16 protein-coding genes are annotated in these 18,250 nt (G+C 66.7%); 13 read left to right on the top strand and 3 right to left on the bottom strand.

The window, feature by feature from the left end; all coding sequences use genetic code 11:
* Positions 1 to 7 precede the first annotated feature (7 nt).
* A complete protein-coding gene (locus tag SAMIE_RS18270; RefSeq protein WP_066695790.1) occupies positions 8 to 520 on the top strand; it encodes a nuclear transport factor 2 family protein in 513 nt (170 codons plus the stop codon).
* Positions 521 to 536: 16 nt separating this feature from the next.
* Here SAMIE_RS18270 and SAMIE_RS18265 read toward each other — a convergent pair whose 3' ends face one another.
* Both SAMIE_RS18265 and SAMIE_RS18260 read right to left on the bottom strand, forming a co-directional pair.
* Entirely contained in the window at positions 537 to 1,955 is a 1,419-nt protein-coding gene (locus SAMIE_RS18265; RefSeq protein WP_066695787.1) for an aromatic ring-hydroxylating oxygenase subunit alpha, read from the bottom strand.
* 94 nt (positions 1,956 to 2,049) lie between these two features.
* Positions 2,050 to 2,814 (bottom strand): SDR family NAD(P)-dependent oxidoreductase, encoded by a 765-nt coding sequence (locus SAMIE_RS18260; protein WP_066695784.1) that lies wholly within the window; start codon positions 2,812 to 2,814, stop codon positions 2,050 to 2,052.
* Positions 2,815 to 2,960: 146 nt separating this feature from the next.
* Between SAMIE_RS18260 and SAMIE_RS18255 the strand changes: the two genes are divergently transcribed.
* A complete protein-coding gene (locus SAMIE_RS18255; protein WP_232037300.1) occupies positions 2,961 to 4,157 on the top strand; it encodes an aromatic ring-hydroxylating oxygenase subunit alpha in 1,197 nt (398 codons plus the stop codon).
* A gap of 14 nt (positions 4,158 to 4,171) precedes the next feature.
* A complete protein-coding gene (locus SAMIE_RS18250) occupies positions 4,172 to 5,221 on the top strand; it encodes an NADP-dependent oxidoreductase (protein ID WP_066695778.1) in 1,050 nt (349 codons plus the stop codon).
* Positions 5,222 to 5,242: 21 nt separating this feature from the next.
* Here SAMIE_RS18250 and SAMIE_RS18245 read toward each other — a convergent pair whose 3' ends face one another.
* Positions 5,243 to 5,704 carry a VOC family protein gene (locus SAMIE_RS18245; protein WP_066695775.1) on the bottom strand — a complete coding sequence of 154 codons (462 nt, stop codon included), beginning with the start codon at positions 5,702 to 5,704 and terminating at the stop codon, positions 5,243 to 5,245.
* A gap of 192 nt (positions 5,705 to 5,896) precedes the next feature.
* On the opposite strand from SAMIE_RS18245, the gene SAMIE_RS18240 reads away from it, so the two are divergent.
* The 10 genes from SAMIE_RS18240 to SAMIE_RS18195 all read left to right on the top strand — a co-directional run bounded on the left by SAMIE_RS18240 (position 5,897) and on the right by SAMIE_RS18195 (position 18,233).
* The gene (locus tag SAMIE_RS18240; RefSeq protein WP_066695774.1) at positions 5,897 to 7,081 is read left to right on the top strand and encodes an acyl-CoA dehydrogenase family protein; all 1,185 of its coding nucleotides are present in this window, start codon (positions 5,897 to 5,899) and stop codon (positions 7,079 to 7,081) included.
* The gene (locus SAMIE_RS18235; RefSeq protein WP_066695773.1) at positions 7,078 to 8,151 is read left to right on the top strand and encodes a phosphotransferase; all 1,074 of its coding nucleotides are present in this window, start codon (positions 7,078 to 7,080) and stop codon (positions 8,149 to 8,151) included. The genes SAMIE_RS18240 and SAMIE_RS18235 overlap by 4 nt, the downstream gene beginning before the upstream one ends.
* The gene (locus SAMIE_RS18230; protein ID WP_066695768.1) at positions 8,148 to 8,942 is read left to right on the top strand and encodes an enoyl-CoA hydratase/isomerase family protein; all 795 of its coding nucleotides are present in this window, start codon (positions 8,148 to 8,150) and stop codon (positions 8,940 to 8,942) included. Before SAMIE_RS18235 ends, SAMIE_RS18230 begins: the two co-directional genes overlap by 4 nt.
* 32 nt (positions 8,943 to 8,974) lie before the next feature.
* A complete protein-coding gene (locus SAMIE_RS18225; protein ID WP_066695766.1) occupies positions 8,975 to 9,799 on the top strand; it encodes a phosphotransferase family protein in 825 nt (274 codons plus the stop codon).
* A 174-nt stretch (positions 9,800 to 9,973) separates the two neighbouring features.
* On the top strand, positions 9,974 to 11,140 hold the full coding sequence (locus SAMIE_RS18220) for a nucleotide sugar dehydrogenase (protein WP_083952655.1): 1,167 nt from the start codon (positions 9,974 to 9,976) through the stop codon (positions 11,138 to 11,140).
* Between the two features lie 136 nt (positions 11,141 to 11,276).
* Entirely contained in the window at positions 11,277 to 12,608 is a 1,332-nt protein-coding gene (locus SAMIE_RS18215; RefSeq protein ID WP_066701107.1) for an oligosaccharide flippase family protein, read from the top strand.
* A 17-nt stretch (positions 12,609 to 12,625) separates the two neighbouring features.
* Positions 12,626 to 13,846, top strand: a complete 1,221-nt coding sequence (locus tag SAMIE_RS18210; protein WP_162849094.1) for a glycosyltransferase — start codon at positions 12,626 to 12,628, stop codon at positions 13,844 to 13,846.
* A gap of 62 nt (positions 13,847 to 13,908) precedes the next feature.
* The gene (locus SAMIE_RS18205; protein ID WP_066701106.1) at positions 13,909 to 14,979 is read left to right on the top strand and encodes an acyltransferase family protein; all 1,071 of its coding nucleotides are present in this window, start codon (positions 13,909 to 13,911) and stop codon (positions 14,977 to 14,979) included.
* Positions 14,980 to 15,114: 135 nt separating this feature from the next.
* The gene (locus SAMIE_RS18200) at positions 15,115 to 16,875 is read left to right on the top strand and encodes a type I secretion system permease/ATPase (protein ID WP_066701105.1); all 1,761 of its coding nucleotides are present in this window, start codon (positions 15,115 to 15,117) and stop codon (positions 16,873 to 16,875) included.
* A gap of 17 nt (positions 16,876 to 16,892) precedes the next feature.
* Positions 16,893 to 18,233 carry an HlyD family type I secretion periplasmic adaptor subunit gene (locus SAMIE_RS18195; RefSeq protein ID WP_066701104.1) on the top strand — a complete coding sequence of 447 codons (1,341 nt, stop codon included), beginning with the start codon at positions 16,893 to 16,895 and terminating at the stop codon, positions 18,231 to 18,233.
* Positions 18,234 to 18,250: the final 17 nt, after the last annotated feature.

The raw sequence follows: 18,250 nt of genomic DNA, 5'->3' as shown, positions 1-18,250 counted from the left end.
AAGAGCCATGACCCACGACCAGCGGACAATCGACATGCTGGCCAGCCGCGCGGCGATCCATGACCTCGCCATGGCCTATTGCCGCGGCGTGGACCGGGCCGATGCGGCGCTGCTTGCATCGGTCTTCTGGGAAGACGGCATCATGGATGCGGGCCTCATGACAGCGCCCGCGCCGCAGTTTGCCCAGGCGATCACCGCCTATTGCCGCGAGAATATGGACGGCTGCTTTCATGCGATCAGCAACGAATGGGTGCGGATCGACGGCGACCGGGCGGTGGGCGAGCTTTATGTCGTCGCGCATGTCAGCGCAGGGGGGCAGGACGTGACGACCGGCGGGCGCTATCTCGACCGCTACGAGCGGCGGGGGGGCGTGTGGAAGATCGCGCTGCGAACCTTCGTCGCCGACTGGAACGAGGCACGGCCCGCCAGCATGGCGCTCGACCCGATCTATGAGGCCGGGCGCAACCGGGGCGGATGGGGCGACGCCGATCCGGTCGCCGCCCTGTGGCGCGGCGCGTGATGCGCCGCGCGGCGGCTCAAAGCTGGCCGTTTACATATTTCATCAGCGTGTTCTGGAACTGGCGGATCTGGATTTCCTGATAATTGGCCAGCTCGACCCGGTTGTTGGGGCTGGATTTGAGGCCCACCTGAACGAAGGGCAGATTTTCCATATCCTGTTCGAACACATCGCCCAGGATGCCGAGTTCGGGCGCTTCGGTCCATTTCTGGTCGACCGACAGAAATTTCATCTTCGGCGCACGCGGCGGCGTTTCGCCGGGCGGAACGCGGGTGATGATGCGCACTTCCATCAGGCAATGGTCGACATCGTGCCACGGCCGCCAGCGATAGACGATGTTGGGCTGAAACCCGCCCCAGGGCGACCAGTTGGGGAAGACATTATAGAGGATGGCGTCCATCATTTCCGCGTCCGACGCGAAGCTGACGTCGTGGCCGAACATCTTGGTCGTGGTGGCGCGCAGGCTTTCGCCCAGCGCCTCCCGCGCGGTTTTTCCCTCCGGCACCTTGACGTTATAGCCGCCCTCCGGCGCTTCCTCGCCCTCGTAATTGTCGGACGAGCGGCCGTTATATTTGACGAATTCGTCGACGATCCACTGCTGCGACTTGCCCTGCGGGTCGATATGCGGCGACATGGTGCCGAACGGCGTGACCGTCAGGTTCACATGGTCGCCATAGATATTGTACATGGAGTTGGCGTCGCCGGTGAAGGGCAGCAACTGCGGGTGCGTGACCACAGTGTGCCAGCTTTCCATGAAAGCCTCCATCACCACCTTCCAGTTCGCCTTGCAGACTTTTCCCACCCAGATGGCGGTGGCGCATTCCTCATGTTTCCAGCGCCGGAAATGGTCGGGCATGGGAGCGAGGAACTCCTCCAGCGTCGGCCCGTCCTTCGCCTCGCGCAGGAAGACATAGCCGCCCCAGCGCCCGACCGTCACTTCGACGAGGTGCATCGCCTCGTCCTTCAGATGCGAGAAATCCCAGCGGCAGGGGACGGTCCGGACGCTGCCGTCATTATTCCATGTAAAGCCGTGGAACGGACACTGGAGCTGCGCCGACCAGCCATCCTGCGTCTTGAGTTGCCGCCCGCGATGCAGACAGACATTGTAAAATCCCTTGATCGACCCGTCATCCTGCCGGACGAGGAGGAAGCTCTTGCCCGCATTGTCGTAGACGACATGATCGCCCGGTTCGGGCAGTTCCTCTTCGCGCGCGGCGAACTGCCAGATGCGCGGCCACATTTTTTCCTTCTCCAGCTCGAAAAAGGCGGGATCGGTGTAGCGGCTGGCGGGGATCGGCTCCGACCCCAGATTCTCATATTCGTCCTCATAGAGAAATTCGGGGACGGGATTGGTGTCCGCCGCCATCAGGTCGCGGACCGACGGGCCGGGACAGCGGGGCAGGGGTTCGCCTTTGATGCGCGGATCGCTCTCGGCCATGTCTTCCTCTCTCTGCTGTGGCGCGCCCTGTCAGGCGCGATCCCTGTTCCAATAATCTGTAGAGCGCATCGGGCCGCGCGTCAGCGGCTTTCGCTCATTGCGCGACCATGCCGCCATCGACCGTGAACTCCGCCCCGGTGATGTACCGCGCCTCGTCCGACGCCAGGAAGGCGACCATGTTGCCGATGTCCTTCGGTTCGCCGAGCCGCCCCATCGGGATCACGGCGACGAGCTGGTCATAGACATCCTTGTTGTCGGCGATCGCGACCTTCTGCATGTCGGTCATGATCATGCCGGGGTGGATGGAATTGATGCGGATATTGTCCGCCGCCACTTCCAGAGCGACGCTCTTGGTGAAGAGGCGAACGCCCCCCTTCGATGCGCCATAGGCGCCGCAGCCCGGCAGGCCGATCAGCCCCGCGACCGAGGAAAGGTTGATGATCGACCCGCCGCCCCCCTGCGCGCGCATCTGCGCCATCGCCATACGGGTGCCCAGGAACACGCTGTCGAGATTGACCGAAATCTGGCGGTGCCATTCGGCCGCCGTGATCTCGCTCATGTGGCGCAGCACGGCAATGCCGGCATTGTTGACGAGGATGTCGATGCGGCCATATTCCGCCAGCACCGCGTCGCGCACGGCATCCCACTGCGCCTCGTCGGTCACGTCCTGCGCCATGGCCACAGCCTTGTGCCCGGCGGCGCGCAGGTCGGCGGCGCGCGCCTCCACCGCCGCGCCGTCGAGGTCGGTGAGGAAGATGCTGGCCCCCTGCGCCGCCATGATGCTGGCGCCCGCAAAGCCAAGCCCGCCCGCCGACGCCGCGCCCGTCACCAGCGCCACCTTGCCCGATAGGTCTATCATCGTCACTCTCCTGTGCGTCCTTTGCGTTCAGGCTAGGGCGGCGGGAGCGGCGGGCAACTAGTCATACTCACAGAAAAATCGCCGCACCTATGACTGTGCAGAGTTCCACGGGCGCGCGGCGGGCGGTAGCGTGAAGGTCAAACAGGATGAGGGCAGAGGTGCGCATGGGCTATCATGAGACGATCGGCGACGAAGCCGCCCGAATGCTCGAATATGTCGAGACCGGCACCACCGACAGCGCCGATGCTCCGATGGAGGTGCCCGCATCCGCCTATACCGACGCCGCGCATTTCGAGCGGGAGATGGCGACCATCTTCCACCGCCTGCCGCTGCTCGCCGCCCTGACCGCCGAGATGCCCAGCCCCGGCGACTACAAGGCGATGGACCTGATGGGGAAGCCGGTTCTCATCACCCGCCGGACGGACGGCAGCGTGGCGGCGATGCTGAACGTGTGCACCCATCGCGGCATGATCCTGACGCCCGAGGGGCACGGCAATAAAAAGCGCTTTTCCTGCCCCTATCATGCCTGGACCTTCGCCAATGACGGGAAGCTGATCGGCGTCGCGGAATCGGGCAAGTTCGGCCCCGTGTGCAAGGAGGAGCGCGGCCTCACCACCCTGCCCTGCGTGGAAGCGGGCGGGATCATCTGGGTCAGCCTGTCGCAGGACGCGGACATGGACATCGGCAAGCATCTGGGCGGGATGCTGGACGATCTCGACGAATATGACCTTGCCCGCTGGCATTATTGCGGGGCGCGCCGCATCCATGGCGCGAACTGGAAGATCGCCTATGACGGCTATCTGGAGGGCTATCATTTCGCCGCCGCCCATCCCGAAACAATTCACCCGCGCACCTTTTCCAACATCATGCACTTCACCGCCTTCGGCCCGCACATGCGCGTCGGCTATCCGCAGGTGTCGATCAGGGAGAAGCTGGGGGCCGAGCCGCGCGAGCGGTGGGGGCATATCGAAAATAGCGGCTATGATTTCGTGCGGACGATCTTCCCCAACGTGTCGATCTTCTTCGCGCCCGAAATCACGCAGGTGGCACAGCTCATCCCCGGCCCGACGCCGGACCGCAACACCACCAACCTGCTGTTCATCCGGCGCGAACCGCCGCGCGATGCGGAGGATGCGGCCGCCATCGAGGGGATGATGGACTGGCTGAGCGACGTGGTGGACAGGGAGGATTATGGCGTTGGCCTGCAGGTGCAGAAAGGCCTCGAGTCCGGCGCGCTCAAGTCCGTGATCTTCGGCCGGAACGAGCGCGGCAACCAGTATTTCCACAAATATGTCGACTATCTGGTCGCCGGCGACGCGAACGCGCAGCCGCCCGTCCTCTGACCGCAGGAAATCCCATGAAGAACCGCCGCATCGTCCTGGCGTCCCGCCCCCATGGCGTGCCTGCGCCCGGCAATTTCCGCCTGATCGAGGAGGAGGTCCGTCCGCTCGCCGAGGGAGAAGTGCGCACGCGCAACCGCGTGTTCGCCATCGACCCCGCGATCCGCGGCCTGCTGGACGAAGGAGACGGCACCTATCTGCCCGCCGTGCCGCTGGGCGGCCTTATCCCCACGATGGTGCTGGGCGAGGTGATCGAATCGCGCAATCCGGCTTTTGCCGTGGGGGACCATGCGCGCGGTTTCATCGGCTGGGAGGAACAGAGCATCATTCCCGCGGACAATATTGCGTGCGAGAATGTGAAGATCGACCCGACCGTGCCGCTCACCGCCTATATGGGCGCGCTGGGCTGGTCGGGGATCACCGCCTATATCGGCCTTACGCGCATCGGCGAGATGCAGGCGGGAGACAAAGTGGTGGTGAGCGCGGCGGCGGGCGCGGTCGGCAGCGTGGCGGGACAGGTGGCGCGCCTTTCGGGATGCCGCGCGATCGGCATCGCGAGCACGGGCAAGATCGCCGAAGTGACGGAAGATCTGGGCTATCATGCGGCCGTCGATCATGTCACCGCCCCCGACCTGACCGCCGCCGTGCGGGACGCCTGCGGGGGCGAGGGCGCGAACATCTATTTCGACAATGTGGGCGGGCCGGTGCTGGACGCGATGCTGCCTGCCATGGCCGATTATGGCCGCGTGATCGTGTGCGGCATGGTCGCCAACTACAATCACCAGAACGATCCGCCCGCGATCCGCAACCTGTGGCAGGTGCTGGTCCATCGGATCAAGATGCAGGGCTTCCTCGCCTATGAGCATCCCGATCTGCTGGAAGAAGCGCAGCAGAGGCTGGGCGACTGGATCAGGGCGGGCGCCCTCAAGGCCACGGAAAATGTCGCGACCGGTATCGAGAGCGCGCCCGACGCTTTTATCCGGCTGATGTCGGGACAGACGCGCGGCAAGACGATCGTGCGGCTCGACGCCGACGTCACGACGCTGGACGGCTTCGCTCCCGGCTGATTTGGAGCGAAGCCGCACGGCTCATGCGCCCGCGAGCCAGTCGTCGATCACGGGCTTGAGGTCGGTCGAGACGAGTTCGATCAGCAGCGCTCCGTCCGGCGACACGAGATAGGCGATCACACCATAGCCCTGATCGGGCGCGGCATTGGCGGCCCTTACCCGCCAGCCCGAAGCCACCAGACGGTCAGCGTCGCCTTTCAGATCCTGCGTCCAGATGCCGATATGGCGCGCGTGGGTGGCCTGCGCAGGATCGTAGAACGGCCCTTCCCCCTGCACCAGTTCCAGATGCGGCGCCGGTCCCAGCGAATAGGTCGCACGCACCGCGATCTCGTGCGTGCCACGCTCCGGCGTCCAGAATGGCAGCGGGGCGAAATCGCGGACCGGAGCGAACCGCAGCCCGAGATCGCGGCCATAATCCGCCACGGCCCGATCGACATCGGCGACCGCGATGCCGTTATGATGGATGTTCGTCAGGTCGACCATGGCCCTCTCCTGTTGGCGCGTGGAGGATGGCTTTTCACCCGATGGCGGCGCAGGAAACAAGCTGGCAGCTTTGGCAGGTGCGCGCCCGCCGCCGCACGCACAAGAGGAAGGCTGACGGAGAGGCGCGATCAGGAGAGGGCAGGACATGCGGATCACAACGCGAGTGCCGGACATGCGGCGGGACGCCGGGCAATGAGCGGGATCGGGCCGGAACGCACCGCTGCGCTTGCCGAGCGTGTGGAGGCGTTCGTGCGCGGCACCGTCATCCCCTATGAAAGCGATCCCCGCCGTGACCATCATGGCGCGCCCACCGAGGAACTGGTCGCGGAACTCAAGGATAGGGCGCGCGAGGCTGGCGTGCTCACCCCGCATATCCTGCCTGACGGCAGCCATCTGACGCAGCGCGAAACGGCGGCCGTGCTGACCGCTTCGGGTCTCTCCCCGCTCGGCCCGCTCGCCTGCAACACGGCCGCGCCCGACGAAGGCAATATGTATTTGCTGGGCAAGGTCGGCAGCGCGGAAATTCAGGCGCGTTTCCTGAAGCCTCTGGTCGAAGGGCGCGCCCGTTCCGCCTTCTTCATGACGGAGCCGGATGGCGGCGCGGGATCGGACCCGTCCATGATGAAGACGCGCTGCCATCGGGATGGCAACCACTGGATCATCAACGGGCGAAAGGCATTCATCACCGGCGCGCAGGGCGCAAAGGTCGGAATCGTCATGGCCAAATCGGACGATGGCGCCTGCATGTTTCTGGTCGACCTGCCCGACCCCGCCATCCGCATCGAGCGGGTGCCCAACACCATCGACAGTTCGATGCCCGGCGGCCACGCGACCGTCGCCATCGACAATCTGCGCGTGCCCGCCGACCAGATGCTAGGCAACAGCGGCGAAGGATTTCAATATGCGCAGGTGCGTCTCAGCCCCGCGCGCCTGTCGCACTGCATGCGATGGCTGGGCGCATGCATCCGCGCCAACGAGATCGCGACGGACTATGCCAACCGGCGCATGGCCTTTGGCAGGACGCTGATCGACCATGAGGGCGTCGGCTTCATGCTGGCGGACAATCTGATCGACCTGAAGCAGGCGGAACTGATGATCGACTGGTGCGCGGGCGTGCTGGACAGCGGATCGCTCGGCACGGCTGAAAGCTCCATGACGAAGGTTGCAGTGTCCGAAGCGCTGATGCGGATCGCCGACCGATGCGTGCAGGTGATGGGCGGCACGGGCGTCACCACAGACACGATCGTCGAACAGGTGTTCCGGGAAATCCGCGCCTTCCGCATCTATGACGGCCCGACCGAAGTGCATAAATGGAGCCTCGCCAAGAAGATCAGGCGCGACTGGAAGGGAGCGCAGGCGGAAAGCGGCGCGACATGAGCGCGGCCGACGCCTCCGCCAACGCCGGGACGATTCCCGTGCGCGAGGCGCATCGTTTCGACGAGGGCGAGCTCGCCCGCTGGATGGCGTCCCATGTCGCGGACTTTGCCGGCCCGATGCAGGTCGAACAGTTCAGGGGCGGCCAGTCCAACCCGACCTACAAGCTGACGACCCCGGCGCGGACCTATGTGCTGCGCCGGAAGCCGCCGGGCGAACTGCTGAAGGGCGCGCACGCGGTGGAGCGGGAGGCACGGGTGCTCGGCGCTCTTGGCCAAGCCGGTTTTCCGGTCGCGCGCGTCCATGGCCTTTGCACCGACGACGCCGTCATCGGAAGCTGGTTCTACGTCATGGACATGGTGGAAGGACGCATCTTCTGGGACGCATCCCTGCCCGAGATTCCGAAGGCGGAGCGCGCCGCCTATTTCGACGCGATGAACGCCACGCTGGCGCAGCTTCATCGCTTCGATCCCGAAACGATTGGGCTGGGCGACTATGGCCGGCCCGGCAATTATTTCGAGCGGCAGATCGCCCGCTGGTCGAAACAATATCTGGAGGACGAAGCGGCGGGGCGCGATCCGGGGATGGACCGGCTGATCGAATGGCTGCCAACCGCCATCCCGCCGGGCGACGAAACGCGGGTGGTGCATGGCGATTTCCGCTGCGACAACATGATTTTCCACCCCCGCGAGCCGCGTGTGCTGGCGGTGCTGGACTGGGAACTTTCGACGCTGGGGCATCCGCTGGCGGACTTCGCCTATCATGCGATGATGTACCGGATGCCGCAGGAGATCGTCGCGGGCCTTGGCGGCGCCGACCCCCGTCCTCTCGGCATCCCGACCGAGGAAGATTATCGCGCCGCCTATTGCCGCAACGTGGGACGCCCGCCGATTCCGGACGCGGACTATGCCTTTTACATCGCCTTCAATTTCTTCCGGATGGCTGCCATCTTCCACGGCATCAAGGGCCGGGTGATCCGTGGCACGGCGGCGTCCCTCCATGCACGGGAGCGCGCCGAGCGCCTGCCGCAACTGATCGCGCTGGCGGTGGAGCGGATGGAGGCCTGCCGATGAACGACACCGCCTCTCCCGTTCACTTCGCCGTCGCGGACGGGATCGCGCGGGTAACGCTCAACCGGCCCGAGGCGGGCAATGCCATCGACATGCCCATGGCGCGCGCTCTGGTCGATGTCGCCACCCGTTGCCAGACCGACGCCGCCATCCGCTGCGTCCTGCTGACCGGCGCGGGGCGGCTGTTCTGCGCCGGGGGCGATGTGGGCAGCTTCCGGGCTGCGGGCGGGAATGTCGAGGCGCTACTCCTCGAACTGGCGGGCACGCTGCATGGCGCGGTCGCCCGCTTCGCCCGCATGGCCAAGCCGCTCGTCACGCTGGTGAACGGCCCGGCGGCGGGCGCGGGCCTCAGCCTCGCCATCGCGGGCGATGTCGTGCTGTGCGCGGAGTCGGCGCATTTCACTGCGGCCTATGGCGCGATTGGCCTGACGCCCGATGGCGGCATGAGCTGGCTGCTGCCGCGCCTCGTGGGACTGCGCAAGGCGCAGGAGATGATCCTGACCAACCGCCGCGTGAAGGCGGAGGAAGCGGAGCGGATCGGTCTTGTCACCCGGACGGTGGAGGACGATGCTCTGGCCGCCGAGGGCGAGGCGATGGCGGCGACCCTCGCGCGCGCGGCGACCGGCGCGGTGGGCGCGGCGCGGGCGCTGTTGCGCGACAGTTTCCAGACCGGACTGGAAACCCAGTTGGAAAGCGAAGCCGGTGCGATCAGCCGGGCGGGCGCTTCGGCGGAGGGCCGCGAGGGGCTGGCCGCCTATTTCGCCAGGAGGCCGCCGGATTTCCCCATGGCTTGAAAGCGCGGGCGTCTGGCGTCAGGGAAGGAAGGATGGTTCCGCCAGCCTCCCCCCCTCCCCCGCCCCGCTCCGCTTTCGCGCAAGGCGCGAGCGCGCAGCTTTTCGATCTGGGCGACGGGCGGGTGCTGAAGTTGTTCCGGGCCAGCGTGTCGGACGAGATGATCGCGCGGGAAGCGGCGGCATCCGCCCATGCCGCCCGATGCGGCATTCCGACCGCCGCCGCGATCGAACGGCGCGAGCAGGACGGGCAGCGCGGCATCGTCTACCCCCGGCTCGATGGGCCGACCGCTATGGCGTGGATTCGCCGCCACCCGATGCGCGCGGCGCAAATGCTCGACCGGATGGGTGCGACGCTCCGGGCGGTCCATGCGGCGCAGGCACCGGCGGACCTGCGATCCTTAAAACAGGTGCTGGCGACCGACATCGCCTATGGTCCGGCCTCCCCCGGCCTGCAAAAGGCGGCGATCGCCTATCTGGAAACGCTGCCGGACGGGGCGGCGCTGAGCCATGGCGACTTCCACCTCGGCAATGTCATGATGACGGCGCAGGGGCTGGCCGTGATCGACTGGTCGAAGGCTGCGGCGGGGCATCCGGCGGCGGACATGGTGCGATCCGAAATGCTGATGCGCTTCGGCGTCGGGCCGAACGACTGGGTGACGAACCTGTGGCGGGACTGGGCCGCGCGGCGGATGCGGCGCAGCTATCTGGCGGGCGCAGGCGTGACGCCGGACATGCTGGCGCGCTGGCGTCCGGTGGTGGCGCTGGCCTGGCTGAGAGCGCGGGACGCCGGGCGGACATCCGCCTTTCGCCGCTACCTGAATGCCGCGCTGGCGCGCGCCGGTCTCCCGACCGACTGACCGTCGCTGCGGCGCAACGGTTCATTGCCCCTGCGTCACAAAGGGGTTGACGTGTGCGTGGTGGGGATAGTCTATGGGGCGGTTTCAGAAACACCCCGTGAGAGGACAGGCGGTCCGGATGCGTCCGGGCGGGCCTGATCGGCGCGCGTCCCTGTTGCGAGCGAGAGAGTTGAGATGAAGATAGCTGTTTTTGGGCTTGGCTATGTCGGGCTGTCGAACGCGGTGCTGCTGGCGCAGCATAATGAGGTTGTGGCGGTCGACATATCGGAGGAGCGGGTTGCGCAGCTCAATGCCCGCCAGTCGCCGATCAGCGATGTGGAGCTGGAGGATTTCCTCGCCAACCGGCCGCTCGATCTGCGCGCGACGACGGACGCGCAGGAAGCGCTCGCGGGAGCGGACTTCGCCATCGTCGCGACGCCGACCAACTATGACGCCGACACCAACAAGTTCGACACGCGTTCGGTCGACGCGGTGATCGCGACCGCCATCGCCGCCAGCGCGACCGTGACGGTGGTGGTCAAGTCGACCATTCCGGTGGGCTATATCGACGATGTGCGCGCGAGCCTTGGCACCGATCAGGTGATCTTCAGCCCCGAATTCCTGCGCGAAGGACGCGCGCTCTACGACAATCTCCACCCTTCGCGCATCATCGTGGGCGAGCGGTCGGAGCGGGCGCGGGTCTTTGCCGGGCTGCTGCTTCAGGGGGCGGAGAAGAAGGACGCGCAGATCCTCTTCACCGACGCGCGCGAGGCCGAGGCGATCAAGCTCTTCGCCAACACCTATCTCGCAATGCGGGTCGCCTTCTTCAACGAACTGGACAGCTACGCCATCGCAGGCGGCATGGACACGCGCCAGATCATCGACGGCGTCAGCCTCGATCCCCGGATCGGCGCGCATTATAACAATCCCAGCTTCGGCTATGGCGGCTACTGCCTGCCCAAGGACACCAAGCAGCTCCTCGCCAACTATGCGCAGGTGCCCCAGAACCTGATCCACGCCATCGTCGAGGCCAACCGCACGCGCAAGGATTTCCTCGCCGACCGGATCATCGCACAGAAGCCCAGAACCGTGGGCGTGTTCCGCCTCGTCATGAAGGCGGGGTCCGACAATTTCCGCCAGTCCTCGATCCAGGGCATCATGAAGCGGGTCAAGGCCAAGGGCATATCCGTCGTCATCTACGAACCCGCGCTCAATGAAGACGCCTTCTTCGGATCGCCCGTCATCCGCGACCTCGACCAGTTCCTCCAGACCTCCGACGTCATCATCGCCAACCGCATGACACCCGAACTCCAGCCCGCAGGCGACAAGGTCTTCACACGAGACCTCTTCGGGTCAGATTGAAATAAGGCTAGTTGCGGGGCGAAGGGTGATTTGCGTCCCGAAGCGGGCGCGGGGCCGCCCGCATCGTGAAAATTCGCAATCGACTTGGGCCGCGATGGCTGTAAGGCAGACGGGGTGAAGCGACGGGGCGATCATCATGCGAAGCGGTGAAGGGTCGATCGCCGCCAAGTCCCTGTGGACGATCGGCACCTATGTCGCGTCCGCAGGCATCCGCTTCTCCTCCAGCATCGTGCTGTCGCAACTGCTCGGCCCCACAGTGTTGGGCGTCGTCGTCATCGCGCAGGCCGCGCGGGTGGGCACCGACCTGCTCACCGACCTCGGCTTCGAACAGAATGTCGTCTCCAGCCCGCATGGCGACGATCCCGCTTTCCTCAACACGGTCTGGACGATGCAGATCGTGCGCGGCGTGCTCATTTCGCTCGCCTTCGCCAGCCTCGCGCCGCTGCTCGCCCACGCCTATGGCATCGACGTTGCCGTGATGCTGGCGATGAGCGCCGCGCCGTTCCTCAGCTCACTCGCCTCCACCTCGATCTACAGCCTCTCGCGCCGCATGGACGTGCGCACGCGCAACCTGTTCGAGCTGGCGACCGAAGTCACCGGCCTTGCGCTCAATGTCGCCTTCGCGGTGGCGCTGAAAAATGTGTGGGCGCCGATATTCGGCATATTGCTGACCCTCTGCGCCCGCTCCGCCTTCAGCTACGCCCTGCCCCATGTCCGCCACCGGCTGACCTTCCACAGGGAGCATGCCGTCGCGATCCTGCATTTCAGCAAGTGGATCATGATGTCGTCGCTGGCGCTCTATGCCGCCGTCTATATCGACCGGCTCTATCTGGGCCTTGTCGTGCCGCTGGCGATGCTGGGCGTCTATGGCCTTGCCAAGACGGTGTCGGACCTGCCGCAGACCGTGGCGGGGCGGCTGGCGTTCCAGATCGTCTTCCCCTTCATCGCGCGCAACCGGGAGAGCTTCGACCGCGCGGCCCGGCGCGACCTTGCCCGCACGCGCGGTCAGTTCGTGGCGCTGGTGATGCTGGGCATCGGCACGGTGATGGCCTGGTCCGACTGGGCGATCCATATCCTCTATGGCCGGCGCTATGAGGAGGCGGGGTGGATGCTGTGCCTGCTGCTGGTCGGAAGCTGGATCGGGGTGCTCGCATCGCTCAACGAAGCGACGGTGTTCGGCCACGGGCGGCCGCAGTTCGTCAGCCTCGCCAACATGGTCCGCAGCATCGTGATCGCCATCGCGCTGCCGACCGGCTTTGCGCTGGGCGGCCTGCCCGGCGCGCTGATGGCGCTGCCGGCGGGCGAGGTCAGCCGCTACCTGCTGCTGCTGCGCACGCAGCGGCGGCTCGGCATGACCTTCCTGCGGCAGGACGCGGCGTTCAGCCTCGGCCTTGCGGGAATAGCGGGGACGTGGATCGCGATCCGGCTGGCGATGGGGCTGGGCGTGCCATGGGCGTTGATGGGGTGAAAGCGGGAGGAGCGCGCGTGGGGCATGAGGAATCGCTGCTGCTGGTGACGCATGTGCCGATGCGCAAGGGGCCGCGCGGATGGCAGATCGACGACCAGACGGCAGCAGGCATCGCCCAATGGCGGCAGCATTTCGGCCGCGTGACCTTTTGCGGCGTCGATCATGGCGATGCGGGTGCGGGATCGGCGAGCTGGGTCGATGCGGACGGCGGCGTGGAAGACGGCACGATCCATATTGTCGCGCTGCCATGGGCCTATCGGCTTGGGGCCATGGCGCGGCATGTGAAAGCCGTTCGGGCGCAACTCGCGCCGCTGGTGGCGCAGCACCGGCATCTCTGCTTCACCATCGGCGGGCTGGTGGGCGACTGGCCCGCGCTCGCGGCGCAGGAGGCGATCGGGCAGAAGCGCGCCTATGCCGCGTGGATCGACCGGGTGGAAGCGAGCGTGCTGCGCAACAAGGTGGCGGACGCGCCCTTCCCCAGACGCCTTGCCGCCGCCGCAATGGCCCCCGCGATGGAAGCATGGACGCGGCATCTGCTGCGCCACAGCCGCGTCGCACTGCTGCAGGGGCGCGACACGTTCGACCATTATGCGCGTCACGCGCCCGACCCGCACTGCACCTATGACACGCACACCCATGCGACAGACCAGATCGACGCCGCCGCGCTGGCGGCGAAGCAGGCGCATGTCGCGTCGGGCGCGCCCTTGCGGATCGTCTATGTCGGGCGCGCGGCGGCAATGAAGGGGCCGTCGGACTGGATCGACGTGCTGGAGCGGCTGGACAAGGCGGGCGTGCCGTTCACCGCCCGCTGGATCGGCGACGGGCCGGATCTTGCGGCGATGCGCTCGCGAGTCGCAGCGTCGGGCCTTGGGGACAGGGTCGACCTGCCGGGATTCGAGGGGCGGCGCGACGTGCTGCTCGCCGCCCTGCGGGACAGCGACATGCTGCTCTTCTGCCACCGGACCGCCGAATCGGCGCGCTGCCTGATCGAGGCGCTGGTGTCGGGATGCCCGATCATCGGCTATGACGGCGGTTATCCGCGCGGGCTGGTGGAGCGGCACGGCGGGGGGCTGTTCGTGCCCCCAGCCGACAGCACGGCGCTGGCGGACCGGATTGCGGCACTGCATGCCGACCGCGCGGCTATGGTGGCGCTGCTGGGCGCGGCGGCGCAGAGCGGGACGCTCTACACCGAGGATGCGCTCTACGCCCACCGTGCCGAATTGATGCGGCGCGGCTGAGGCGCGAAATAGCGCTGGGCTTTGGCCGTCAGCCTTCCTAAGCATCGGGCAGGGGGACGATCATGGCCGACCACAAGAAGCTAGAGGGACTTCAGATCCTGCGCGGTTTCTGCGCGACGGCGGTGGTGGTGAGCCATGCGTCGGGGATGACGGCGCTGCCCAAATATGGCGGGCAGGCCTTCTTCAACCGGCAGCTCGAATATGGGTTTCTGGGCGTCGACATCTTCTTCGTCATCAGCGCCTTCATCATCGCGACGGTCAATCTGCGCGGGCGGGAATGGGTGCCGCGCCTGACCGCGCGCAGCTATTTCGCCAAGCGCTTCGTGCGGATCGTGCCGCTGATGTGGCTGGCGATCCTGTCCTATGCGGCGCTGCAGTTCGCGGCCAACCGCGCGGGGTTCGAGGTGGCGGGCTATGTCCGCGCGCTGTTCCTGCTGCCTTTTTCGAACCTCAAGCCCGATGTCATCTGGACGCTGCGGCAGGAGTTCCTCTTCTACCTCATCTTCTGCCTCGCCTTCTTCGGGCCGAAAGCGCTGCGCTGGCTGATCCTTATCTGGGTGCTGTCGCCCATCGCCTATGTCGCGTCGCTGGGGTCGATGACAGCGACCACCGCCTTCATCGACAGCGCAGCCTCGATCCTGTTCAGCACCGTCAATCTGGAATTCGGCGCTGGGCTGATCCTCGGCCTTGCCTGGGTGCGCAGCCCGCCGGTTGGCGAATGGCGTTCGCCGGTGCATCCGCTGGTTGCCATCTACGGGCTTGGCATCCTGCTGTTCGCGCTGGTCGCAGCGACGGGATTTGTGGGACAGACGCTCCCCCTCGTGCTGACGATGGGCGCGACGGGCGCGCTGCTGGTGGGCTTTTCGGCGCGGGTGCATTGCCCGCCGGGGCTGCTCACCGGGGTGGGCGAACTGCTGGGCGACGCTTCCTATTCCATCTACCTCTTCCACCTGCATCTTCAGGTCTGCGCGCTGACGGTCCTGACGAAGCTGCACCTGACACTGCCCGCCCCGGTCATGGTCGCGGGCTTGCTGGCGCTGTCGCTCGGCGGCGGCGTGCTCATCCACCTGCTGATCGAAAAGCCGCTCATCCGCTGGACCCGTGCGCGCGTGGAGGGCAGGGCGGCGCGCTGAACGCCCCCTGCCACTCGGTTGGTCGCAATAGCGCCGGTAAACCGGGCGATTTCAGCAAAAATTTACCAAATTCGCCTAGCTCGGGGGATGACCGCGCCGAAGCGAGCGACGGACCATCTTGAGGGTTAACTGGCTATGTTTCGCAAATCGGGCGAACCGGGAGAATTGCGCGCGGCGATCGGGCGCTACCGGACCGCTTTCGCCGCTGTCGGCCTGCTGAGCGCGCTGCTCAACATCCTGCTGCTGGGCGGGTCGATCTACATGATGCTGATCTACGATTCGGTGCTGCCGAGCCACAGCCTGCCGACGCTGATCGGACTGCTGGTGATGCTGGTAGGCGTCTATGCCTTTCAGGGCATGTTCGACCAGATGCGCACCCATACGCTGAACGACATCGCCAACGGGTTCGACCTTCAGCTTTCGCGGCGCGTGCAGGAGGCGATGACCGACGCCGCGCTTTCGGGCAACCGGGTCGGCGCGGACGGCCTCGCGCCGATGCGCGACCTTGCCAATATCCGCGCCTTCCTCTCCGGCTCCGGCCCCGCCACCCTCATCGACCTGCCGTGGATCCTGTTCTTCGTCGGCACCCTCTTCCTGCTGCACTTCTGGATCGGCGTCACCGCGCTGGCGGGCAGCATCGCGCTGTTCAGCCTGACGCTTGTCACCGAACATGTGGTGCGCAAGCCCACGACGCAGCTCGCGCCCATCGCGGGCAACCGCAACGCGCTCGCCGAAACGCAGATCCGCCACAGCGAGATGCTGGCGTCGATGGGGATGCGCACCCGCCTGCTCGACCGCTGGGACGCGGTGAACCGTCAGCATCTGGCCGCGCACCACGCCCTGTCGCGCACGGTGGCGTCGCTTGGCGGCGTCAGCAAGATCGGGCGGATGCTGCTTCAGTCGCTGATCCTGACCGTCGGCGCATGGCTGGTGATCGAGGGCAAGGCGACCGGCGGCGTGATCTTCGCCTCCTCGCTGCTGTCCGCCCGCGCACTCGCTCCGGTCGATCAGGCGATCGCCAACTGGCGCGGTTTCGGCGCGGCGCGTGAAGGCTGGCGGCGGCTCGACGCGCTGCTCGCCACCGTCCCGGCGCGCAAGCCGCACCAGATCGCGCTGCCCGCGCCGCAGCAGAGCCTCAGCGTCAACCAGCTTTACCTCGCGCCCCCGGGCACCGAGCGCATCACGCTCAACGACATCAACCTGCATCTGGAGGCGGGCGACGGCCTTGCCGTCATCGGCCCCAGCGCGGCGGGCAAGTCCTCGCTGGGCCGCGCGCTGCTCGGCATCTGGCGGCCGCTGCGCGGCGCGGTGCGCATGGACGGCGCGGCGCTCGACCAGTGGGACATGGACGTGCTGGGCGAGAATATGGGCTATCTCCCCCAGACGGTCGAACTGCTGGAAGGCACGATCAGCGACAATATCGCGCGCTTTTCGTCCGAAGTCTCCTCTGAACATGTGATCGCGGCGGCGCGCGCCGCGGGCGTTCACGAGATGATCGTGCAGTTGCCGCAGGGTTACGACACGAGAGTGGGGCCGGGCGGCGGCGGCCTGTCCATGGGGCAGCAGCAGCGCATCGGCCTTGCCCGCGCGCTCTACCGCGATCCCTTCCTTGTGGTGCTGGACGAACCTAATTCCAACCTCGATCCCGACGGCGACGCCGCGCTCCAGAACGCGATCGCTTCGGTGCGGGCGCGCAAGGGCATCGTCGTGGTGATCGCGCACCGACACTCCGCGCTCGCCAACGCCAACAAGGTGCTGATGCTGCGCGACGGGCGGGTCGCCGCATTTGGCCCGCGCGATGAGGTGCTGGCCCAGCTTCAGGGACGGCCCGTCGCCGTGCCTTCCACGCCGGGCGGCACGCCCGGCACTCCTTCCCCCGCCCCGCGCGCTGCCTGAAAAGCATAGGACACGTCATGGCGACCAGCCTTTCCATTCTTCCCCCTGCCACCCTGCCGATGGTGGCCTATGATCCCGAAGCGCGGATGCGGCGCAGCCTGCGCGGCGTGCTGCTGGCGTCGGCCCTGCTGGTGTTCGGCATCGGCGGCGCGGCTGCGCTCGTCCCGATGGGCGGCGCGGTCGTCGCGGGCGGACAGATCGGCGCGGAATCGCGCGTCAAGAAGATCGCGCATCCGACCGGCGGCACCGTCGCTGAAATCCTCGTGCAGAACGGCCAGCATGTCCGCAAGGGACAGATCCTCGTGCGGCTCGACGATACGGTGAGCGGATCGACCGCGACGCTTTCGGCGCTGTCGGTCGATCAGCTTCTGGCGCAGAAGGCGCGGCTGGAGGCTGAACAGCTCGGCCTCGGCAGCATCGACTTCCCCGCCAGCCTGACACGCCGCACCGATGCGAGCGCGCAGCAGGCGATGGCGAACGAGCGGCGCATGTTCGCGCTGCGCCAGCAGGAGCTGAGCGGCCTTGGTGCGCAGTTGTCGGCGCGCGTGGCGCAATATCATGACGAGATCGGCGGCTATCGCGCGCAGATCGCGGCGCTCAGGCAACAGTCCGCGCTGATCGAGCCGGAACGGCGCAACATGCAGACGCTCTACGACAAGAAGCTGGTGACGCTGGGTCGCCTCAACCAGCTGGAACGCACCGCCGTCGACCTGCACGGATCGGCGGGCGCGCTTCAGGCGCAGATCGCGCAGGCCAACAGCCGCATCAGCGAGGCGCGCGCCCAGATCATCCAGATCGGGCAGGCGCGGCGCGCCGAAGCCGGGGCGCAGCTCGCCCAGGTCAACGAGCAGCTCAACCAGCAGCAGGCGCGCACCGTGTCGGCCATAGACGAACGCAACCGTTCGGTCATCCGCGCTCCCTATGACGGGGTAGTGGAGCAATTGTCGCTGACCACCGTTGGCGGCGTCATCCGTCCGGCCGAAACGATCATGGAGATCGTGCCGGACAAAGACCCGCTGCTGGTCGAAGCGGCGCTCAACCCCACCGATGTCGATCAGGTGCATGTCGATCAGCCCGCGCGCGTCAGCTTCCCCTCGCTCAGCCGCACGGCGACGCCCGAACTGCGCGGAACGGTCGCCTATGTGGCGGCGGAGCGCGTCACCGATCCCGAAGGCCGCGCCTTCTATCCGGTGCGGGTCCAGCTTACACCCGACAGCCTTGCGCGGCTGCGGCGCACGGGCGGGTTCAAGTCGGGCGTTCCCGCCGAAGTGTATATCGAAACGGGATCTCGGTCGATGATGGCCTATATCACCAAGCCGCTGCGCGATCAGTTCGCCCGCGCCTTCCTCGACGATTGAGGAGGAGCGGCCGTTTC

Source organism: Sphingobium amiense (assembly GCF_003967075.1).
GTDB lineage: Bacteria > Pseudomonadota > Alphaproteobacteria > Sphingomonadales > Sphingomonadaceae > Sphingobium > Sphingobium amiense.
Note: the sequence above shows the minus strand (reverse complement) of the source record. Positions and strands in the feature narration are given on the sequence as shown.